This is a genomic window from Neosynechococcus sphagnicola sy1, from assembly GCF_000775285.1.
Lineage (GTDB): Bacteria > Cyanobacteriota > Cyanobacteriia > Neosynechococcales > Neosynechococcaceae > Neosynechococcus > Neosynechococcus sphagnicola.
Window position 1 is genome coordinate 1 of sequence record NZ_JJML01000008.1, and the last position, 16,543, is coordinate 16,543.

Consider the following 16,543-nt stretch of genomic DNA (forward strand, 5'->3'; position numbering starts at 1 on the left):
CAAAAGCGATTTGAGTTTTGGCAGTTAGTGCGGGGTATTCTAGCCCAAGATCTGATCTTCATTGATGAATTTGGGGTTGATTTAGCCCTCACCCGGTTACATGCTCGTGCCCCTAAAGGTAAAGAGCACGGGGTAAGCGCCCCAGCAAGCGAGGTAAACGAGTCTCTACAATCAGTGCAATCAGCCTCAAAACCGTTGTCACTAACGTAAGTATCGTCGGTTCAACCGATGGTTTGACCTTTGAAGCCTTCATTGCTCGCCACCTGGTTCCGAAACTTTGGAAAGGAGCTTGTGTGATTATGGATAACTACTCGATACACAACCATGACACGATCAGAAAGCTGATTGAGGACGTGGGTGCTAAGTTGATTTATTTACCTCCCTATTCTCCAGACTTTTCACCGATAGAAAATTGCTTCTCAAAGATTAAAAATATTTTGCGGACGATTGGGGCACGCAGCTATCCCGATCTCGCTAATGCCATTGAAGACGCTTTTTCTCAAGTATCTTTGGAAAACCTCAAAAATTGGTTCACTCACTGTTGCTACTACGCCTCACAAGAGTGAAAAATGCTATATATGAATGTATAACATGTGTATGCAAAGAACGATTCGTATCCAACTTCAACCCGACATCGAAACGGCTAAGGTGCTGTCTCAAACGATTGAGCAATACACCTGGTCGTTTAATGCCGTGTGCAAGCATGGATGGGAAAACGAATTGGCAAATGGCGTAGAACTGCACAAAGCAACCTACTACGACCATCGCGCTATGACTGGCTTGCCTGCTCAATTGGTCTGTGCCGCTAGAGTCAAAGCAACTGAAGCTTTGAAATCGGCTAAGAGCCTGAAAAAGAAGGGCAAGACGGTTAGTTGTCCAGCCTCGAAACGTTGCCCAATTCGGTACGATGCACGGTCTTACACGGTCTGGTTTGACCGCTCGGAATTGACGATTCTCAGCCTCAATGGACGGGTAAAACTGATCTTTGAGGTGGCTGAATACTATCGGCAATACCTGAACTGGAAAAACACCAGTGCAGACTTGCTGCAAGACCGGAAAGGACGATGGTGGTTGCACGTTGTCATGGAGATTGAAACTCCAGAAGTAATTGCAACTGATGAGGTTGTTGGCGTGGATTTGGGTATCGCTTCTCCTGCGGTTGACAGCAAGGGAAGCAAGTATGGTTCTGACCACTGGAAGGATATAGAAGATAGAACATTTGAGTTGCGTCGGAGACTGCAATCTAAAGGCACGAAGTCCGCTAAACGGCATCTGAAAAAGTTGTCGGGCAGACAGAGACGTTTCAGAAAAGACTGTGACCATGTGCTGAGTAAGCGGCTGGCTCAGTCTGTTCAGTCCGGTGCAACATTGGTTTTTGAAGACCTCACAAATATTCGTGGTAGAGCCAAGATGAGGAAGGCTCAACGTCGCAGATTGCATGGATGGAGCTTTGTTCAGCTCCAAGCATTCGTGACCTACAAAGCCGAAGCTAGAGGCGTGAATGTGGGCTTTGTTGACCCGCGTTATACCTCGCAGAAATGCAGTCAATGTGGACACATTGAGAGAGGTAATCGCCCATCTCAGGTTGAATTTCGCTGCAAGAAGTGTGGGTATGAATGCCATGCGGATTACAACGCTGCGATAAACATTCGTGAGGATTTTCTCAAGCTCAGGGCTGCGGTCAATCAGCCTATTGTGGTCTGCCCAGAAATGGGAACTTGAATCACAAGCCCCATCCGCTTGTCGGTGGGGTTGTTGACTTGTCCTGATGCGCAATGCCAATCATCAGCAAAGCCGGCCAGAACAGATAGGCGAGAATTTCTAAATTCTCACCAAAGGTGTAGATAACCAAAATCATTAACATCGCCAGCCCCGCCCGAGCCGATGGATGGGTCTCAATCTTGAACATCAGATCGACGCCGCTACAACTGATGGGTAGCGCTAGCCCCAAAAGTCCGACTACCCCTTTGACAAACAACAGTCCATACCAAGTGTGGTGGGAACCAATGGGCATAAATTCAACGGAATGCAGCCCTGGCTCGACAACACCATGTCCCCAAATGGGGGCTTCATTCCACCAGCGATCGAGGGCAATACGTCCTAAAGCATCTCGGACTCGCGAGGAATTTTCTCGAACCGCTCTAAATCCTGCTTGAAATGATGCCAACAACTGCATCAGCGTTGGGACGATCAGGCCCAAAATAAAACTGATGAACCCCAGGCTAAACAAGACCAGGGGACGCTTCCAATGGGTCAATAGCCAGAGGAGAACCAACACCAGAGGAATACAAAGTACCGCTAATCGAGAGGCACAAATCGTACACATTAAAATTGATCCGGCAATACCGATCCATTTCCAGCGACGATTTGCTTCTTGCAGCGCCAGGAAGAAATAGACATTTCCCATCAGACCCAACGCTGGTGCCCAGGGGGTAAATAAACGCCATCGCGGCAATCCATTCTCCGGATCAATTTCGTACAAACGGAATTCAAAAAAATCGGGTCCTGGCCCCCCGACAAACTTTAATGGCGACACATAGACCGTTTCAGGTAAGTGAAGGGCATAGGCCAAGATAAATAGGGGCAACAGCAGCAGGGTATGAAGGCTGACAATACAGGCTGCCCGATAAAGTAATGCCGGTCTGATATTTAAACACCCAGCTAATGGCATTAGTGCCAGGAGTGCCCAGCCTTTTGCCCAACCAATGGAAGATTTAATCAAGAGGCTGAGCTCGAGATTAAAGTCCAGGTGCCCCATAATCAGAGCAATTTCCATGGTCATCATGCCCCCAATCCAAACCCAAATGACCCAGGGGACTCGAATAGTTTGCTCGAATGGAGTGGTTGGCGTTTGATTCCACCACTTTTTGATCAGGTAGAGCAATAAAATCCATCCCAGAAGAGAACCGACGAGATATAAACCCCCAAGCAGATAGAAACCATAGGTACCGAGAAGGCTATACCAGACCATTCGCTCAGGAAAGTTCTCAGGTTTCACCGCCTGTAATGCCTCATCAAGGTTTCAGCAGCTGAAAGGATTGTATTGACATCTGGGGAGGGGGAGGTGGGAGAGCCTTACCCAGGATCTCGTTCTGGCTCACCAGCAAGGGTTGAGAGATCGGTGGCAAGGTTGACAGATGACGCCGACGCCACCATAGCGACACCAACCCTCCTGTCACCAGCACTGAGGAGAAGCCAGCCCCCACGAGGACGAATAAGGTTTTAGGCGAAGCAGGTTCGGTGGGTAAGCTGGGAACTGCCAACAACTGTACCAAGGGGTAGGCGGCAAAAATATCGGACTTGCCTAAATCGAGTTGTGCCAGGGTCGAGGCAAACACCGTCTCCGAAATTTGCACATCTCGCTTCAGATTATCCATGACAAATTCTTTTGCAGACAAGGATCTAAATTGAGCTTCCAGTTGGGCAATTTGTTGATCGAGGGAAGCCACCTGGGCAGCTAGCCCCCGCTGATCGGCTCTCAGTGTTACAAGATCCCGAAATAAACTTTCTTGAGCTGACCCTACATCTGTGGTGTTGAGTTGTAAGTCATCCAACGCTTTTTGGCTGAGAGGATAACCGAGCAGGGTGCGACTGCGCCCGAGTAATGCTTGTTGTGCAGACTGTTGCTTGGCTCGTTCTTTGACTACTTGGGGATGATTCGGCCCCCACTTTGAGAGAAGAACTGCAAGAGTGGCACTGGCTGTACTGTAATCTTTCAAACTTAACTGGAAACGCTCGTCTGACTTAAGAATAAAGGCAGCAGCGGCCTGTTGGGGGGTCAGTCCTAAGGTGGTTGAGAGTTGTCTCAGGCGATCTTCTGTTTGTTGCTTCTGGGCAACGAGTTCTACTCGGAGCCTCCGCAGTTGTTCAATGTTGGTAGAGAGGTTGCCGACCTGATCTGATGAACTTAAGCCAGAGCTGACTTTGAACTGAGAGAGCCGTTGTTGGGCTACTTTTAACTTCGCTTGGGCAGCATGTAATGAGGCTTGAGTTCCAAGGTCACGATCAATGACTTCTTGGACTCGCAGGGCATTCAGCCTTTGAATGAGGGCATCATAGAGGGCGTAGGACTTCTTTTGGGCTTCCGCAGGGGTGTGTCCTTTGATCTGAAACTGCATAATCGTTGTGTTATCGAGCAGTTTGATCCGAGGTTGATCAAAGGCTTCTGGTGTCATTTTCAAGGAAGCAGCGGCAGCAGCTAGCACCTCTTCACTACCGGCAATATAACGGTAGTTGGCTCGGGGGTCTGCCGCAGAATAGCTTCCAAAGGGAGAAGTGGTGGATGAGGAAGCCTGTCCAATATTGGGAAAGCTAACATTGACTCCTTGCCCCGCACCAGGGAGGATCAATGCCCATTCACTCACGTAGGACGGTCGAGCAACTCGCAAATAGATCAGAGCTAGACTCCAGATGACGGTGTTGATGACCAAACCCAATAATAAATAGTGGTTCCACCTGCGAGAAACTCTGGTGACTTGGGGAGAGGCACTTGGAAGTGTAATGGGTTCAGTCATCGTAGAATGTCCCGCAAGAGCAGAAACGGGGTGAAAATGGTATTGATGAACTCAAAGACTCCCTTCGTATTGATTAGCCTAGAATCGTAACAAGCAACCCCATCATTTGGCATCAGTAAGGGGTTATCGGCATCATTACTGGACTGTCTTAAAACCTCCTCAATTGGGCGATCGACAATGGTTGTCTTACCGGTTTGGCGGTCTGTTCTCACCAGCACGGCGTGACGATTTGCATTAGTTGTTCGGGTGCCCCCGGCACAGTTCCCAGAGATCACAGCCTGGGATAAACGGGAGCCATATACAAAACCTGTTGCATCCTTATTAATGGAGGAGTTGGAATTACTAGTAGCGGGAACGGTTAAGTTAGAAATATACACCCGCACTCCCTGAATTGTGATTTGGGAGGGACGAGCGAGTTCGGCACGAAAGCGGTTGCTTTCCGGTACGATGACTTGATCCCCCGCAATCAGGGGAATGTCTTCGACGGGTGTTCCGGTAAAAATTCCTGACAGATCTACTTGCTGTTCCTGCCCGTTCCGGATGAGTCGGATGGCATGAATATCGGCGGTGGGGGTGATCCCTCCGGCAATGCGGATGGCCGCCGTTAAAAAACGCTCCGGGGGATAATCTCCTGTGACTTGATTCGTTGACTGACGGGCTGCTAATGCTTCAGGACTGGGGTCGTTAATCAAGACCCGTCCGGGGTCAAAAACGGCTCCTGCAACATTCACCTGCACCGGTGCCCAGTTGACAACTTTGACGCTCACCCGCAGAAACAAGGGCTGAAAAAATCCTCCCTGAATCAAAGTCTGGGCTAGATTTTGCTGTACCTGGGCTGGTTCCAAACCAGATGCGGGGAGAGGCGGCAGGTAAGGGATCTCGAGGTTGCCATCGAGGTTGACTGCAAAAATGCCGCTGAAATCTTCGCCCTCTGGAATTGAAACCTTGATGCGATCGCCTGGAGATAATGGCAGACTAAGGCTCAGTTGTGCTGGAATCAAGCTGAGTAAACAGCCTGTGATGCTCCCTGCAATCCATTGACAGATTGATGGAGAAAACGTTTTCAACCCTTCCCTCATGCAGTTCCTCTCAAGCCGTGACTGGGTTGTACTTCCAGCCTAATTGACGCTAGTTCAAAAGTCGAACGGAGTCAACAGTTATGGCTGCTCAGGAGGCGATCGCATCAGATTTAGCTCTTAGAGCTTGCTCAAGACATCCAGCTCTTGAATTTGCTGGTTGATTGTAGTGAGCAACTGGGTAAGGGTGGACATCATATTGGCTTGTGCAGGCTCTGGAATTTGATCGGTAAGAATGTGCTTATGAATTTGATTCAGCTTGCGCTGTAACTGTTCGGTCAGGCTCAATGCCTCGCGGCTGAGGTTTGTCAGTTGCTGCTGTTGATGAAATTGCAGCGCCACTCCTCGCAGCACCTGAAGATTGGCCTCTTCACCATAGGCTCCTGGTTTGACTTGTAACCGCAGTACCAAACGTGTCTGCTGATAAAAACGCTCAATCTCAACCACCACTGGCTTCTGCACAGGTTGTAAAGGCAGGTTATGCAGTCGTTTCAGTTCCGTGATCGCTCCCTGATAGATGGTGGGATCTACAGGTTCCATAACAGACTGTAAGACACCATCCTGGCTCCAGAGGATGCGTCCATGGAATTGTTGGAGTTCAAAAAATATCCGACCAATGCCCCCTGATGCGGCTCTAGCTAATAGCTCCTGCATGAGGTTATAGGGCGGCAACATAGCCAACAGCCTCATGGGACTGGAAATATGTACCGCGTTAATTTCCAGCGTCAGGGGTGGAGAGGACTCCCCTTGAGGCTCGGCCTTGGCAGGGAGGGGGGGAGGGGGGGCTTTGGCAGCTGGTGACAATTTAGTGGCTGGCGGTTTAGTAGCCGATGGTGCAACTGGAGGAGGCACCTGGGCTGGGGGTGTTTTGGCCTGGGGAGGTTTAGGAAAGGCAATATGAACCGTATCGTAGAGGGGACTGGAGCTAGGTTCTTCCTCTGGCACTGGGGGGGTGCCAATTGCATTATCCTCTTGGGCGGAGTTCTCCAGAATCAGGGTTGACTGGCTGCTAGCATCGCGGCGAAAGCGGTCGGTTGGAGGGGCTTTAGGCGGAGTAGGGGGTGGCGGAGCAGTAGGGACTGGGGGAACAGCCGATGCAGGTTTCTTGCTGAGAGCACTAGGGGGATGAGCATCTGGATGTTGCTTCCCTGAATGGGTGAGATAGGCTGAGAGCAATGTACTGTGGGTTTGCAGTGAAATCTGCCTGGGTACGAGGGAACATCGCAAGTAAGCCAAAATCTGCCGGACGTAGGCCAGTGCTTCCGCATCGTTGGGATTGACCATGCCTAAATTAATGCGACTGCCTTCAACCGAAAGCGGCACCACTTGGTGATAAAGACATCCCTCAAAGGGCAAGATTCGGTCAATCAATTGAAAGACCTGATCAGCGCTGATTCGCCTTGAATCCGATGCTTTTGAATTTGGTGATTTTGCCGCCTCACCTGCTCCGTGAATTCCAGGTTGACCGTACTCACCTGACCCACTGCCCATAAAATAACTCCGTGTGCGATCGCTCTGATGCACGTATTGGTGAATAAAACTTCAGTACAGTAGCGGAACTGACTCCACAAAAACACTGGCACCCTTGATAGGGTAACAGCGCCAACTACGAGAATGAATTCATAAAACGAATATCAGCCTTAGCGTCAAAGCTATATATTCAGAAAGTTCGGTATAACTTACTAGTTTTTCAAAGGGTTATGATCACAAACGCTAACTAGCAACCCAACTGAGAAATCACTACTCCTCAAGTCGGTATAGCTTTCAATGACTAAGGCTGAATCTGCCAGTCAGAAGACATGGTAGAAGCATTTTCTTGAGCGACCACTACTTGAAGCAGAGATATACCTCAGTATGTCACCAATAATATTGTATGTCTTACTACCAGTAATTGTGGAAAGTATAGCACTTTCAGTGACTTTGTGTACCCCTTGTATCAAGTAATGTCACTGAAATTTATGTTGTCCTTACAGAAATCACAAGCTACCGCTATTGACACACCAGGGCTATAAGTTCGCGTCGAAACTAGAGCGAGGGTGCTTAACGCGACGTGGTGGGAACTGAGTCAGGGAGTGAGGGCGGGCGGCTGATCTTTAATCCTCGCTCCTTCCAGTAGTAACCACCGATCACAAATAATACAATGACTGTCGTACCAATACCCAAAGGGCTAGGTAGCCAAAAGACGGCTTCCAAATGGTGCGTGCTGCCCGGTGCTAAGACCCAGCTCAATGCTCCCGACGAGTCAACCCGTGCCGCCATAGCTCCTTTGGAATGCACCTCTCGGGCTCCCCAGGGGGTTTGCAGGTGAAATTCCAAGGCCACAAGGGCACTGGGGCTGATCAAAACTTCTCCCTGGGCAGACACTACTCCCAGCGATCGCAGATCCAGGTCATAGCTGAGGTGATTCCGCACCACCCATAGGAAATTACTTTGGTGGAGGCTGAGATGGGAGGGTAAGTGGGGCAAGGTTGCCCCGACCGCTGGGGACTGAGGGGTGCTATCGGCACTCAACGGCAGGAAGAATTGATTAAACCGGGTTTCCAGTTCTGTAGGAGTGGCGAAGGGAATAGTGACAACCAGTTCTTGGGGATTGAGGTGCTGGACGCTGCCTCGGAAACTGTGTGTACGCTGCTCTAGATCCCGTAACCAGTTTTTGTGCCGTAGCCCCACTGCCCAACTGTTCCCCCAGCCGCAGATGTTGGACAATAGCCCCTTGGTTGGGGTGATCAAACTTAATCCCCACATCATACTGTACACATCCAGACAGCAACAGAGAAGCCAGCAGGATCATCCACAAGAGTCGCCAGCGGACGACCAACTGGGTGAACTGGCTGGCGATGGTGGCGATGGCCGTGAACCCGGACGCACGGGGGGATGTTGGGTGACGCAGGGGGGATGCAGGTCTCACAATTGCCTCTGAAGAAGTTTGGGGCAGGTTTGCTGATATGGCCGAGTCAGATCAAGGCACAATAGTAAAAATCTTAAAACTGGATCTTGGAATTAACACTCGTCGGTAGGCACGGTGTTACAAACCTAAATCAACGGCAATACGATGGGCGCAGGCGAAGCCAGAAAATGCCACTGCGTTTAAGCCTTGTCCTGGGAAGGTACTGTCCCCAACACAATAGAGACCGGGAATTGCGGTGCGGTTGAAGGGCATTCTCAGTAATCCCGGTAATTTTCGCTGGGGAATGGGGCCGTAGGTGCCATCAACTCGTCCTAAAAAACGACGGTGGGTGCGGGGGGTTCCCACTTCCTGATAGTCCAAGAGGGCGGCCAAGTTGGGCACAATCTTTTGCAGACGTTCAACGATGCGGGCAGCTGTCTCTTCTTTTTTCTGCTCGTAGGCTCGGGGAGATAACCCTTGCCAATCCGCCAGCCAACTGGGGGTAAAGGCATGAATAATATGGTGATCGGGGGGAGCTAAATCTGGGTCTAGCAAGGTGGGAATGGAAACAAACAAAGTTGCTTCTGGGTCTTCCATCCGTGCCCAATCCTCCAGCAGGATGTGGTGACACTCGGTTTCGGGGGGAACTGCCGTTGCCTTAACCCCTAAGTGCAAACTCAAGAAGCTGGGAGATTTCTGATAGCGTTGTTGCCATTGCTGTTCTGCACGCGGCAGTGGTTTTGAGGGCAGCAATTTTTCAAAGGTATCCCAGCGGGTGGCGTTGGAGATCACCCGGCGGGCACGATAGGTTTTGCCGGAAGCCACTTGGACGCCCACCGCCCGTCCATCCTCCAGTAAAATCTCGGTGACTCGGGCTTGATACTCAATGTGGCCTCCGGCTTTTTCTAGGCCTTCCACCAGCTTTTGAGCAATTTGACCCACTCCCCCCCTTGGGATAGTTAATACCCCCATAGTGGCGATCGCTGAACACCATGCCTGCATTAATCATGGGTGTTCGATCCGCAGGCACCACCGACCAGCAGTAGCACTCCATGTCAATAAACTTCAGCAACACGGGGTTATGGATATAGCGACGGGCAATCTCACCCACATTTTGGGGTAAGTACTTCACCAATCCCAGACAGGCCAGGGGATGCTGAAAAAAAACGCGCAGCAAATAACGGGGTTCTTCCAGGGAGAGGAGTTCCATGGCATTCAAGCAATGGAAGACCCGCCAACACTCGTCATAGAACTGACGAATTCCCTGTCGCTCCTCAGGGAAATACTGATCCAACTCTTGTAAAAAATTCTCATAATTACGATGGACTTTTAAGTCCAATCTATCCGGCAGATGGTAATGAATTTGTACCGGGTCGGGAATCGTCTCCAGGCTGACGTTGACCGCCTGCAAGGCTCGGGTCAGGAGATTGGTCGTGCCCTCCGTGCCAAAACCAAAAATCATGGAAGCACCGACATCAAAGCGGTAGTGTGCCAGTTCACCAGATAGGGGGTCGGGCACTTGACGCTCGAAATAGCCTCCACTGCCCCCAGGAATCAAATATCGTTCTAGGACTAATACCCGCCCACCTTTGGCGGCTAATTGAGTTGCCGTCACCAGACCGCCAATCCCTGAACCAATCACGATGGCATCATAGACCGTTGCAGCGGGAGGAGAGATCGGGGGATTCAGAGAAGCAGCAGCCATAGAAACATTCACAAGGATCTGAGCATTCTTAGCCTTCTCAGTGTATCTGAGCAGCTGTGGGAAAGCGCACGATTTTGACCTTGAACCCATTCTCCTTGGCAGCACAGGAGCATAAACTGCAACCACTCCCACACAGGATGCCTGATAATTTCTGTGATAGCCAATTTAGACATATCCCACCACTGCTGTGCTTGACCTCAAACAATTACGGGAGCATCCAGATGTCGTCCAGAAACGCCTCAACTGTCGGGGGGATTACCCGATCCAACCGCTGCTAGACCTTGATCGCCAACAGCGAGACTTAGAAAAAGAACGTACCCAGCTGCAAGCCCGTGGCAATGAGATAGGTAAACGGGTGGCCCAGGAAATAAAAGCAGGGGCTGACCCCCAGGGAGCCGAAGTTCAAGCCCTGAAAGATGCTGGCAACCAGATCAAAGCGCAGATCAGCAACCTGGAACCCCAAGAGAAGCAACTGAAGGCTCACCTTGAGACCCTGCTGTTAACCTTTCCCAATTTACCCAGTCCCTCTACCCCCCTTGGCTGCAATGAAACCGAAAATGTCGAAGTTCGGCGCTGGGGCGATGAATTCCGTCCCCCTGACCCAGGGATTTTGCCCCACTGGGAAATCGGAGAACAACTGGGAATTTTAAACTTTGAGCGCTCGGTGAAAGTTGCCCAGAGTCGCTTTGTCACCCTGGTCGGTAAGGGAGCAGCGCTAGAGCGGGCGTTGATCCAGTTGATGCTCGATCGCCAGGTACAGGCAGGTTACATTGAAATCATGCCCCCACTGTTGGTGAATTCGACCTCGCTCACGGCCACCGGCCAGCTGCCTAAATTTGCCGAAGAAAGCTTTCAGTGTGCCCAGGATGATTTGTGGTTAGTGCCAACGGCTGAGGTACCCGTTACCAATCTCTATCGCGATGAAATTCTGGCAGCGACCGACCTGCCGATTTACCACTGTGCCTACACTCCCTGTTTTCGCCGTGAGGCTGGCAGCTATGGCCGGGATACCCGGGGCCTGATTCGTCTGCATCAGTTTAATAAGGTGGAACTGGTGAAGTTTGTTCACCCTCAAACCTCTGAGGCTGAACATCAAACCCTGGTGCGGGATGCGGAAGCCATTTTACAAGCCCTCCAGCTCCCCTACCGGGTGATTGAACTGTGTACGGGAGATTTAGGTTTCTCAGCCGCGAAGTGCTATGACTTGGAAGTCTGGCTGCCCTCGGCTGGCACCTATCGGGAGATTTCCAGTTGCTCTAATTTTGGAGATTTTCAGGCTCGTCGCGGCAATATCCGGTTTAAAGCCTCAGGGCAAAAGGGAACTCAGTTTGTCCATACCCTGAACGGTTCTGGGTTGGCAGTGGGGCGTACCATGGCAGCAATTCTGGAAAATTACCAGCAGCCCGATGGCACCATCCAGATCCCCAAGGTCTTGCAACCCTACCTGGGACGGGAGGTTTTGTAAGCGGTAGGCAAGCAACAGATGACAATGCTAGGCTCATGGGATGGCGATGCTGTGGCATGCAGACCGAAATTATGTTGATCCCCATCACCCGCAAGAAATTTGAAGTGCTGATCCCGTTTCTGGCAACGGGTACCCAGTACCTTTATTGCTGGGGAAAGGTGGCCGACCTGCTGCGACGACTGCTGATTTCAGTGGTGGGCATTGTGGTGGCGTTGTTCTTCAGTAACGTCCTGGGCCCAGACTTTAAGTTCCTGCCGTTAAGTTTAGGGATTGTCTCCTTGTCCTACTGGTTATGGGCTCCGATTCTCGGGGCAAGTTTGCGCAATGCCAGTTACCGTAAGTATCCCTATGCAGGGTTTTGGCGGGGTGAAATCCTAGATGTTTATATTACTGAGGAGCTGATCGGCACTGAGGAAACCGTCAACAAGCGGGGTGAACTGGTGATTGTCGAAAATCGAGAACGCCGCCTCAATCTAGAAATTGGCGATCCAGCAGGGTTCTCCACCCGGCTTCAGGTACCGGTGCGACGGGGACATCAGGCGATCGCCCCTGGACAGGTGGCGGAAACTTTACTGTTATCCAACGATCCTGACCTCGGTCGCATTGCCAAAACGGCGGACATTTACCTGCCAGACTACAAGCTCTGGGTGAGTGACTACCCTTATCTGCGTCGGGATACCTTTGTCGAAGTCAGCGGTCAGTTGCGATCGCGACCGCCGCAAAAGCAGACCCGGAGGGGACGTTCTGCCAAATCCCCTCGCCGTTCTGCCGTTGAATCTGAAGGCTAGGCTTTTGGATAAACAGCCTTACCATCCTGACCATAGGCTTGCCAAGATAACTCGACTAAGCCATTGAAGATGGCACTTGCCACCACGGGACTGCCTTTACGACCCTCAATCCGAATATGGGCAACCAGGGTTTCTTGCAGCCGCGACTTGGTAGTTTCGGCATCCACAAACCCAGACGGGGGTGGCAATGACCAGGGTTGGCTTCACCTCTTCGGCTTCAATCATGTTCAGCAGGCTGAACAGGGCTGTCTGGGCTTGACCAATGACAAAAATTGCTTCTGGGTAGTGGCGAGCTAGGGTTTCAAGACCCCAGGATGCCTGGGTTTTACCTCTCTGGGGACGGGTGGCAATCTCCGTTGCACAGTAGACCGGATTCACAAAGGTCTGCTCCAGCAGAGGTAAGATCCCCGCATGCACCATCGGCACATCGACAATAATGGTGGTGCGGGCAGCCAGAGCAGCAGCACCGGATTGCAACGCTTGCTCTGAAAAGCGAATTAAGGATTTGTACTCAAAGTCAGCCGTGGCATAAACCACGCAACGGACAATTTCATACTCAGCAGGAGAAAATGTATGGTCTCCAATTTCCTGATCAATAATGGCGAGACTTTGGGCATCACTAATGTGCCATTCCATGTGGAGAAGCTCAGAGAGGGATGGTAGAGATTTTACTCTGACGCTCCATTCGCAAGGGAGTCGAGATCATCCATTGCAGCCGAGCGGTGGTTAGCACCTATCCTACTTCAGGCAAGGTAGGTCTGGGTGACCGGATCGACGGCTGTCACCCTTGAGATTTTAATCCGCTTCTGAGACTGATGGCTCCTGGATCGTCCATGGTGATTGTGGTACCCGGTGGAATCGATAGACGTGAATTGATCCTTAACCTTTGCCAAGGTCTCCCACCGCCCTACTCCGCTGGTTACTCTCCTCAGGGTCTCTCAAGCATTAACTGACTAGGAGTTATTCCTCTGGGGGCAATAGAGTGGTCTGGGGGTGGCGGGTCTGTAGCCGGGTGCGAATGGTGTTCACCACAATGTAAACAATCGGCACCACAAACAGGCTCAGGAAGGTTGAGACAAACATACCGCCGAGAATGGTTGTTCCGAGAGAAATGCGGGCATTGGCCCCTGCTCCGGTGGCGATCGCGAGGGGGAAGACCCCGACTACAAAGGAAATCGCGGTCATCAAAATCGGGCGCAGTCGTTCCTGAGAGGCTTGCAGGGCTGCCTTCACCGTTGATAATCCCTGATCCCGCATCTGGTTGGCGAACTCAACAATCAAAATCGCATTTTTACTCGCCAGCCCAATCAGCATCACCAAACCAATTTGACCGTAAACATCATTGGGCAATCCTCGGAAAAACTGAGCCCCCAAAGCTCCCAGCACTGCCAGCGGCACCGACATGATGATGATCAGGGGATCGATATAACTTTCGTATTGGGCAGCCAGTACCAGAAACACAATAATCAATCCCAGACCAAAGATCAGCGGTGCTTGCCCCCCTGACTTGACCTCCTCTAAAGATAAGCCAGTCCAGGAATAGCCCATGCCTCGGGGGAGGGTCTCTTGAGCTAGTTTTTCCACGGTCTGGATCGCCTGCCCAGAACTGATACCGGGGGCTGCCGAACCCGTCACCTGGGCGGAACGAAACAGGTTGTAGTGGTTAATAATCTGAGGCCCCGTAGTCGAAGTAACCGTGACCAGGTTGCTGAGGGGAATCATCTGATCTTGATCAGAGCGCACATAGAGTCGCTGTAAATCGGCGGGACTGGCGCGAAATTGCTGATCAGCCTGCACAATCACCCGATAGGTGCGGGCAAAGAGGTCAAAGTCATTGACATACTGAGAACCGAGATAAATTTGCAGCGTGTTAAACACATCTTGGAGGTTTACCTGAAGCGCCAGTGCTCGGTTGCGGTCGACTTCGATTAACAACTTCGGTGAGTTGATGGCAAAGGGGGTATTTACCCGCATCAAGCCAGGGATGGTGTTGGCTTTTTGAGTCAGTTCTGTGGTGGCTTCAAACAAGGTTTTCAACCCCAGATTGCCCTGATCCTGAATTTGTAAGTCAAAGCCACCCAAACTACTTCCCACCTGAATGGTGGGCGGATTCCCTGAAAACACGAGGGCCTCAGAGATCGTGGAAAAAGATCCCATGACCTGGCCAATAATGGCCTCCACGGGTTTGTCCGGTCGTTCAGACCAGGGTTTGAGGGTAGTAAAGACAATGCCCTTGTCGGGGCCATTACCGAAAAAGCTAAATCCGGCGATCGCGAAGGTGCCAGTAGTTTCTGGCAACGCCAGGAGATCCTTTTCCACCTGTTTCAGCACCTTGTTGGTGTACTCCAGGGAAACGCCTTGGGGGGACTGGACAATCGTGACAAAATATCCCTGGTCTTCATCGGGGACAAAGCCGCTGGGGACGATCGTAAACAACCAGTAGGTACAGCCCAGAGAGAGGGCAAAGAGCACCAGTACCGCCCCCTTAAACCGCACCAATGCCTGCAAAGAGCGATCGTAGCCCCGACGGCTTTGGGCAATCCCCCAGTTAATGCCGTTAAAGAACCAGTTGCGAGATTGCTGCCCTGGACGCAATAACAGGGCGGACAAGGCCGGGGTCAGGGTTAAGGCATTGAAGGTGGAGAGGCCGATGGAAAAGGCGATCGTCAAGGCGAATTGCTGGTACAGACGACCCGTGACCCCTGGGAAAAAGGCCACCGGGATAAAGACCGCCATCAGCACCAGGGAAGTAGCAACCACCGCCCCCGTCACCTCTGCCATCGACTCAATGGTGGCTTCCAGGGGATTGAGGTGCTTTTCCTCCATCAGGCGGGTGACATTTTCCACGACCACGATGGCATCATCCACCACCCCCCCCGTTGCCAAAATTAATCCAAACAGGGTGAGACTATTGACGGAAAAGTTAAAGGCTTTAATTAAGGCAAAGGTGCCGATCAACGCCACTGGAATCGTGATTGCTGGGATTAACGTTGTGCGCCAATCCTGGAGAAACAGGAAAATTACCAGCACCACGAGGGCGATCGCGGTTGCCAGGGTAATCACCACCTCACGAATGGATTCCTCCACCGCCAGCGTCGTATCAAAGGCAACCTGATACTTCATCCCAGGCGGAAACTGTTGGCTCAACTTCTCTAGGGCTTGCTTGACCTCATGGGCCACTTGCAAGGCGTTACTCCCCGTTAATTGAGACACCCCAATGCCAATGCCCTCCTGGCCGCGAAACCGCAGGGTGGTGCTGTAGTCTTGGGCACCCAGTTCAGCACGACCCACATCCCGAACTCGCACCAAGTTCCCGTCAGCAGCGGTTTTGATCACAATGTCCCCAAACTCATCGGCTCCCTTGAGGCGACTCATGGCCTGCACATTAATTTGGTAGGCTTGACCGGAGGGAGCTGGGGGCTGACCAATTTGTCCCGCACCAACCTGGAGATTTTGCTCTTCCAGAGCATCGACGACATCCTGGGGCGTTAACCCCCGACTGGATAACCGAGCTGGATCGAGCCAGAGACGCATGGCATAACGGCGTTCGCCAAACAACTGTACCTCACCGACCCCTGGTAACCGCTTAATCGGGTCTACTAAATACAGGTCGGCATAGTTACTGAGAAACAGCGGGTCAAATTGGTTGGCCTCGGAATAGAGACCGATTGCCAAGACAAAACTGCCGCCAGCGGAGGCCTTGCTCACCGACACCCCGGTTTGATTCACCTCTGCGGGGAGTTGGGACTGGACAACCGACACCCGGTTCTGTACATCTACGGCGGCTATATCCTTATCCCTTGACTGGTCAAAGGTCACCGTGATGGTGCTGGAACCATCACTGGCACTGCTGGAAGCAATATATTGCATTCCTTCGACACCATTAATTTGCCGCTCCAGGATCGACGTCACCCCCGTTTCGACCACTTCTGCACTGGCACCGGGGTAGTTCGCCGTCACGTTGACGGTGGGTGGGGTGACATCGGGGTAGTACTCAACGGGCAGCGTTGGCAGCGCCACCATGCCCACCAGAATGATCAGCAAGGAGCAAACCGTCGCAAAGACAGGGCGCTTGATGAAGAAGTTGACAAACATGGAGAGTCCTGGA

General features: G+C 51.6%; 10 protein-coding genes and 3 pseudogenes. 5 read left to right on the plus strand and 8 right to left on the minus strand.

Annotated elements, in window-relative coordinates; genetic code table 11:
* From DO97_RS24890 to DO97_RS04435, 3 genes and pseudogenes are all read left to right on the plus strand, one after another.
* Positions 1 to 210, plus strand: a pseudogene (locus tag DO97_RS24890) (hypothetical protein); the annotation flags it as partial.
* Positions 180 to 566 carry a transposase gene (locus DO97_RS04430; protein ID WP_239651474.1) on the plus strand — a complete coding sequence of 129 codons (387 nt, stop codon included), beginning with the start codon at positions 180 to 182 and terminating at the stop codon, positions 564 to 566. The pseudogene DO97_RS24890 and the gene DO97_RS04430, both read left to right, overlap by 31 nt.
* A 31-nt stretch (positions 567 to 597) precedes the next feature.
* Positions 598 to 1,722: an RNA-guided endonuclease InsQ/TnpB family protein gene (locus tag DO97_RS04435; protein ID WP_162182939.1), complete on the plus strand. Its 1,125-nt coding sequence runs from the start codon at positions 598 to 600 to the stop codon at positions 1,720 to 1,722.
* A gap of 1 nt (position 1,723) precedes the next feature.
* Here DO97_RS04435 and DO97_RS04440 read toward each other — a convergent pair whose 3' ends face one another.
* The 6 genes and pseudogenes from DO97_RS04440 to crtH all read right to left on the minus strand — a co-directional run bounded on the left by DO97_RS04440 (position 1,724) and on the right by crtH (position 10,182).
* Positions 1,724 to 2,998, minus strand: coding sequence for a capsular biosynthesis protein (locus DO97_RS04440; protein WP_052128374.1), 1,275 nt, complete (start codon positions 2,996 to 2,998; stop codon positions 1,724 to 1,726).
* Between the two features lie 16 nt (positions 2,999 to 3,014).
* Positions 3,015 to 4,514, minus strand: coding sequence for a GumC family protein (locus tag DO97_RS04445; RefSeq protein ID WP_072016356.1), 1,500 nt, complete (start codon positions 4,512 to 4,514; stop codon positions 3,015 to 3,017).
* Positions 4,511 to 5,581 carry a polysaccharide biosynthesis/export family protein gene (locus DO97_RS04450; protein WP_239651446.1) on the minus strand — a complete coding sequence of 357 codons (1,071 nt, stop codon included), beginning with the start codon at positions 5,579 to 5,581 and terminating at the stop codon, positions 4,511 to 4,513. Before DO97_RS04450 ends, DO97_RS04445 begins: the two co-directional genes overlap by 4 nt.
* Positions 5,582 to 5,710: 129 nt before the next feature.
* A complete protein-coding gene (locus DO97_RS04455) occupies positions 5,711 to 6,961 on the minus strand; it encodes a GspE/PulE/PilB domain-containing protein (protein ID WP_052128375.1) in 1,251 nt (416 codons plus the stop codon).
* Positions 6,962 to 7,630: 669 nt separating this feature from the next.
* Positions 7,631 to 8,338, minus strand: coding sequence for a DUF3153 domain-containing protein (locus DO97_RS04460; RefSeq protein ID WP_081980616.1), 708 nt, complete (start codon positions 8,336 to 8,338; stop codon positions 7,631 to 7,633).
* A 277-nt stretch (positions 8,339 to 8,615) separates the two neighbouring features.
* Positions 8,616 to 10,182: pseudogene (gene crtH / locus DO97_RS30735) on the minus strand (carotenoid isomerase).
* 187 nt (positions 10,183 to 10,369) lie between these two features.
* On the opposite strand from crtH, the gene serS reads away from it, so the two are divergent.
* The gene (gene serS / locus DO97_RS04470; protein WP_036531384.1) at positions 10,370 to 11,647 is read left to right on the plus strand and encodes a serine--tRNA ligase; all 1,278 of its coding nucleotides are present in this window, start codon (positions 10,370 to 10,372) and stop codon (positions 11,645 to 11,647) included.
* Between the two features lie 56 nt (positions 11,648 to 11,703).
* Positions 11,704 to 12,435: a phosphate ABC transporter permease gene (locus DO97_RS04475; RefSeq protein ID WP_193365053.1), complete on the plus strand. Its 732-nt coding sequence runs from the start codon at positions 11,704 to 11,706 to the stop codon at positions 12,433 to 12,435.
* On the opposite strand, the pseudogene DO97_RS04480 reads toward DO97_RS04475, so the two are convergent.
* Both DO97_RS04480 and DO97_RS04485 read right to left on the minus strand, forming a co-directional pair.
* Positions 12,432 to 13,071: pseudogene (locus tag DO97_RS04480) on the minus strand (precorrin-8X methylmutase). The gene DO97_RS04475 and the pseudogene DO97_RS04480 sit on opposite strands and share 4 nt — an antisense overlap.
* 324 nt (positions 13,072 to 13,395) lie before the next feature.
* Positions 13,396 to 16,530 carry an efflux RND transporter permease subunit gene (locus DO97_RS04485; protein ID WP_036531386.1) on the minus strand — a complete coding sequence of 1,045 codons (3,135 nt, stop codon included), beginning with the start codon at positions 16,528 to 16,530 and terminating at the stop codon, positions 13,396 to 13,398.
* Positions 16,531 to 16,543: the final 13 nt, after the last annotated feature.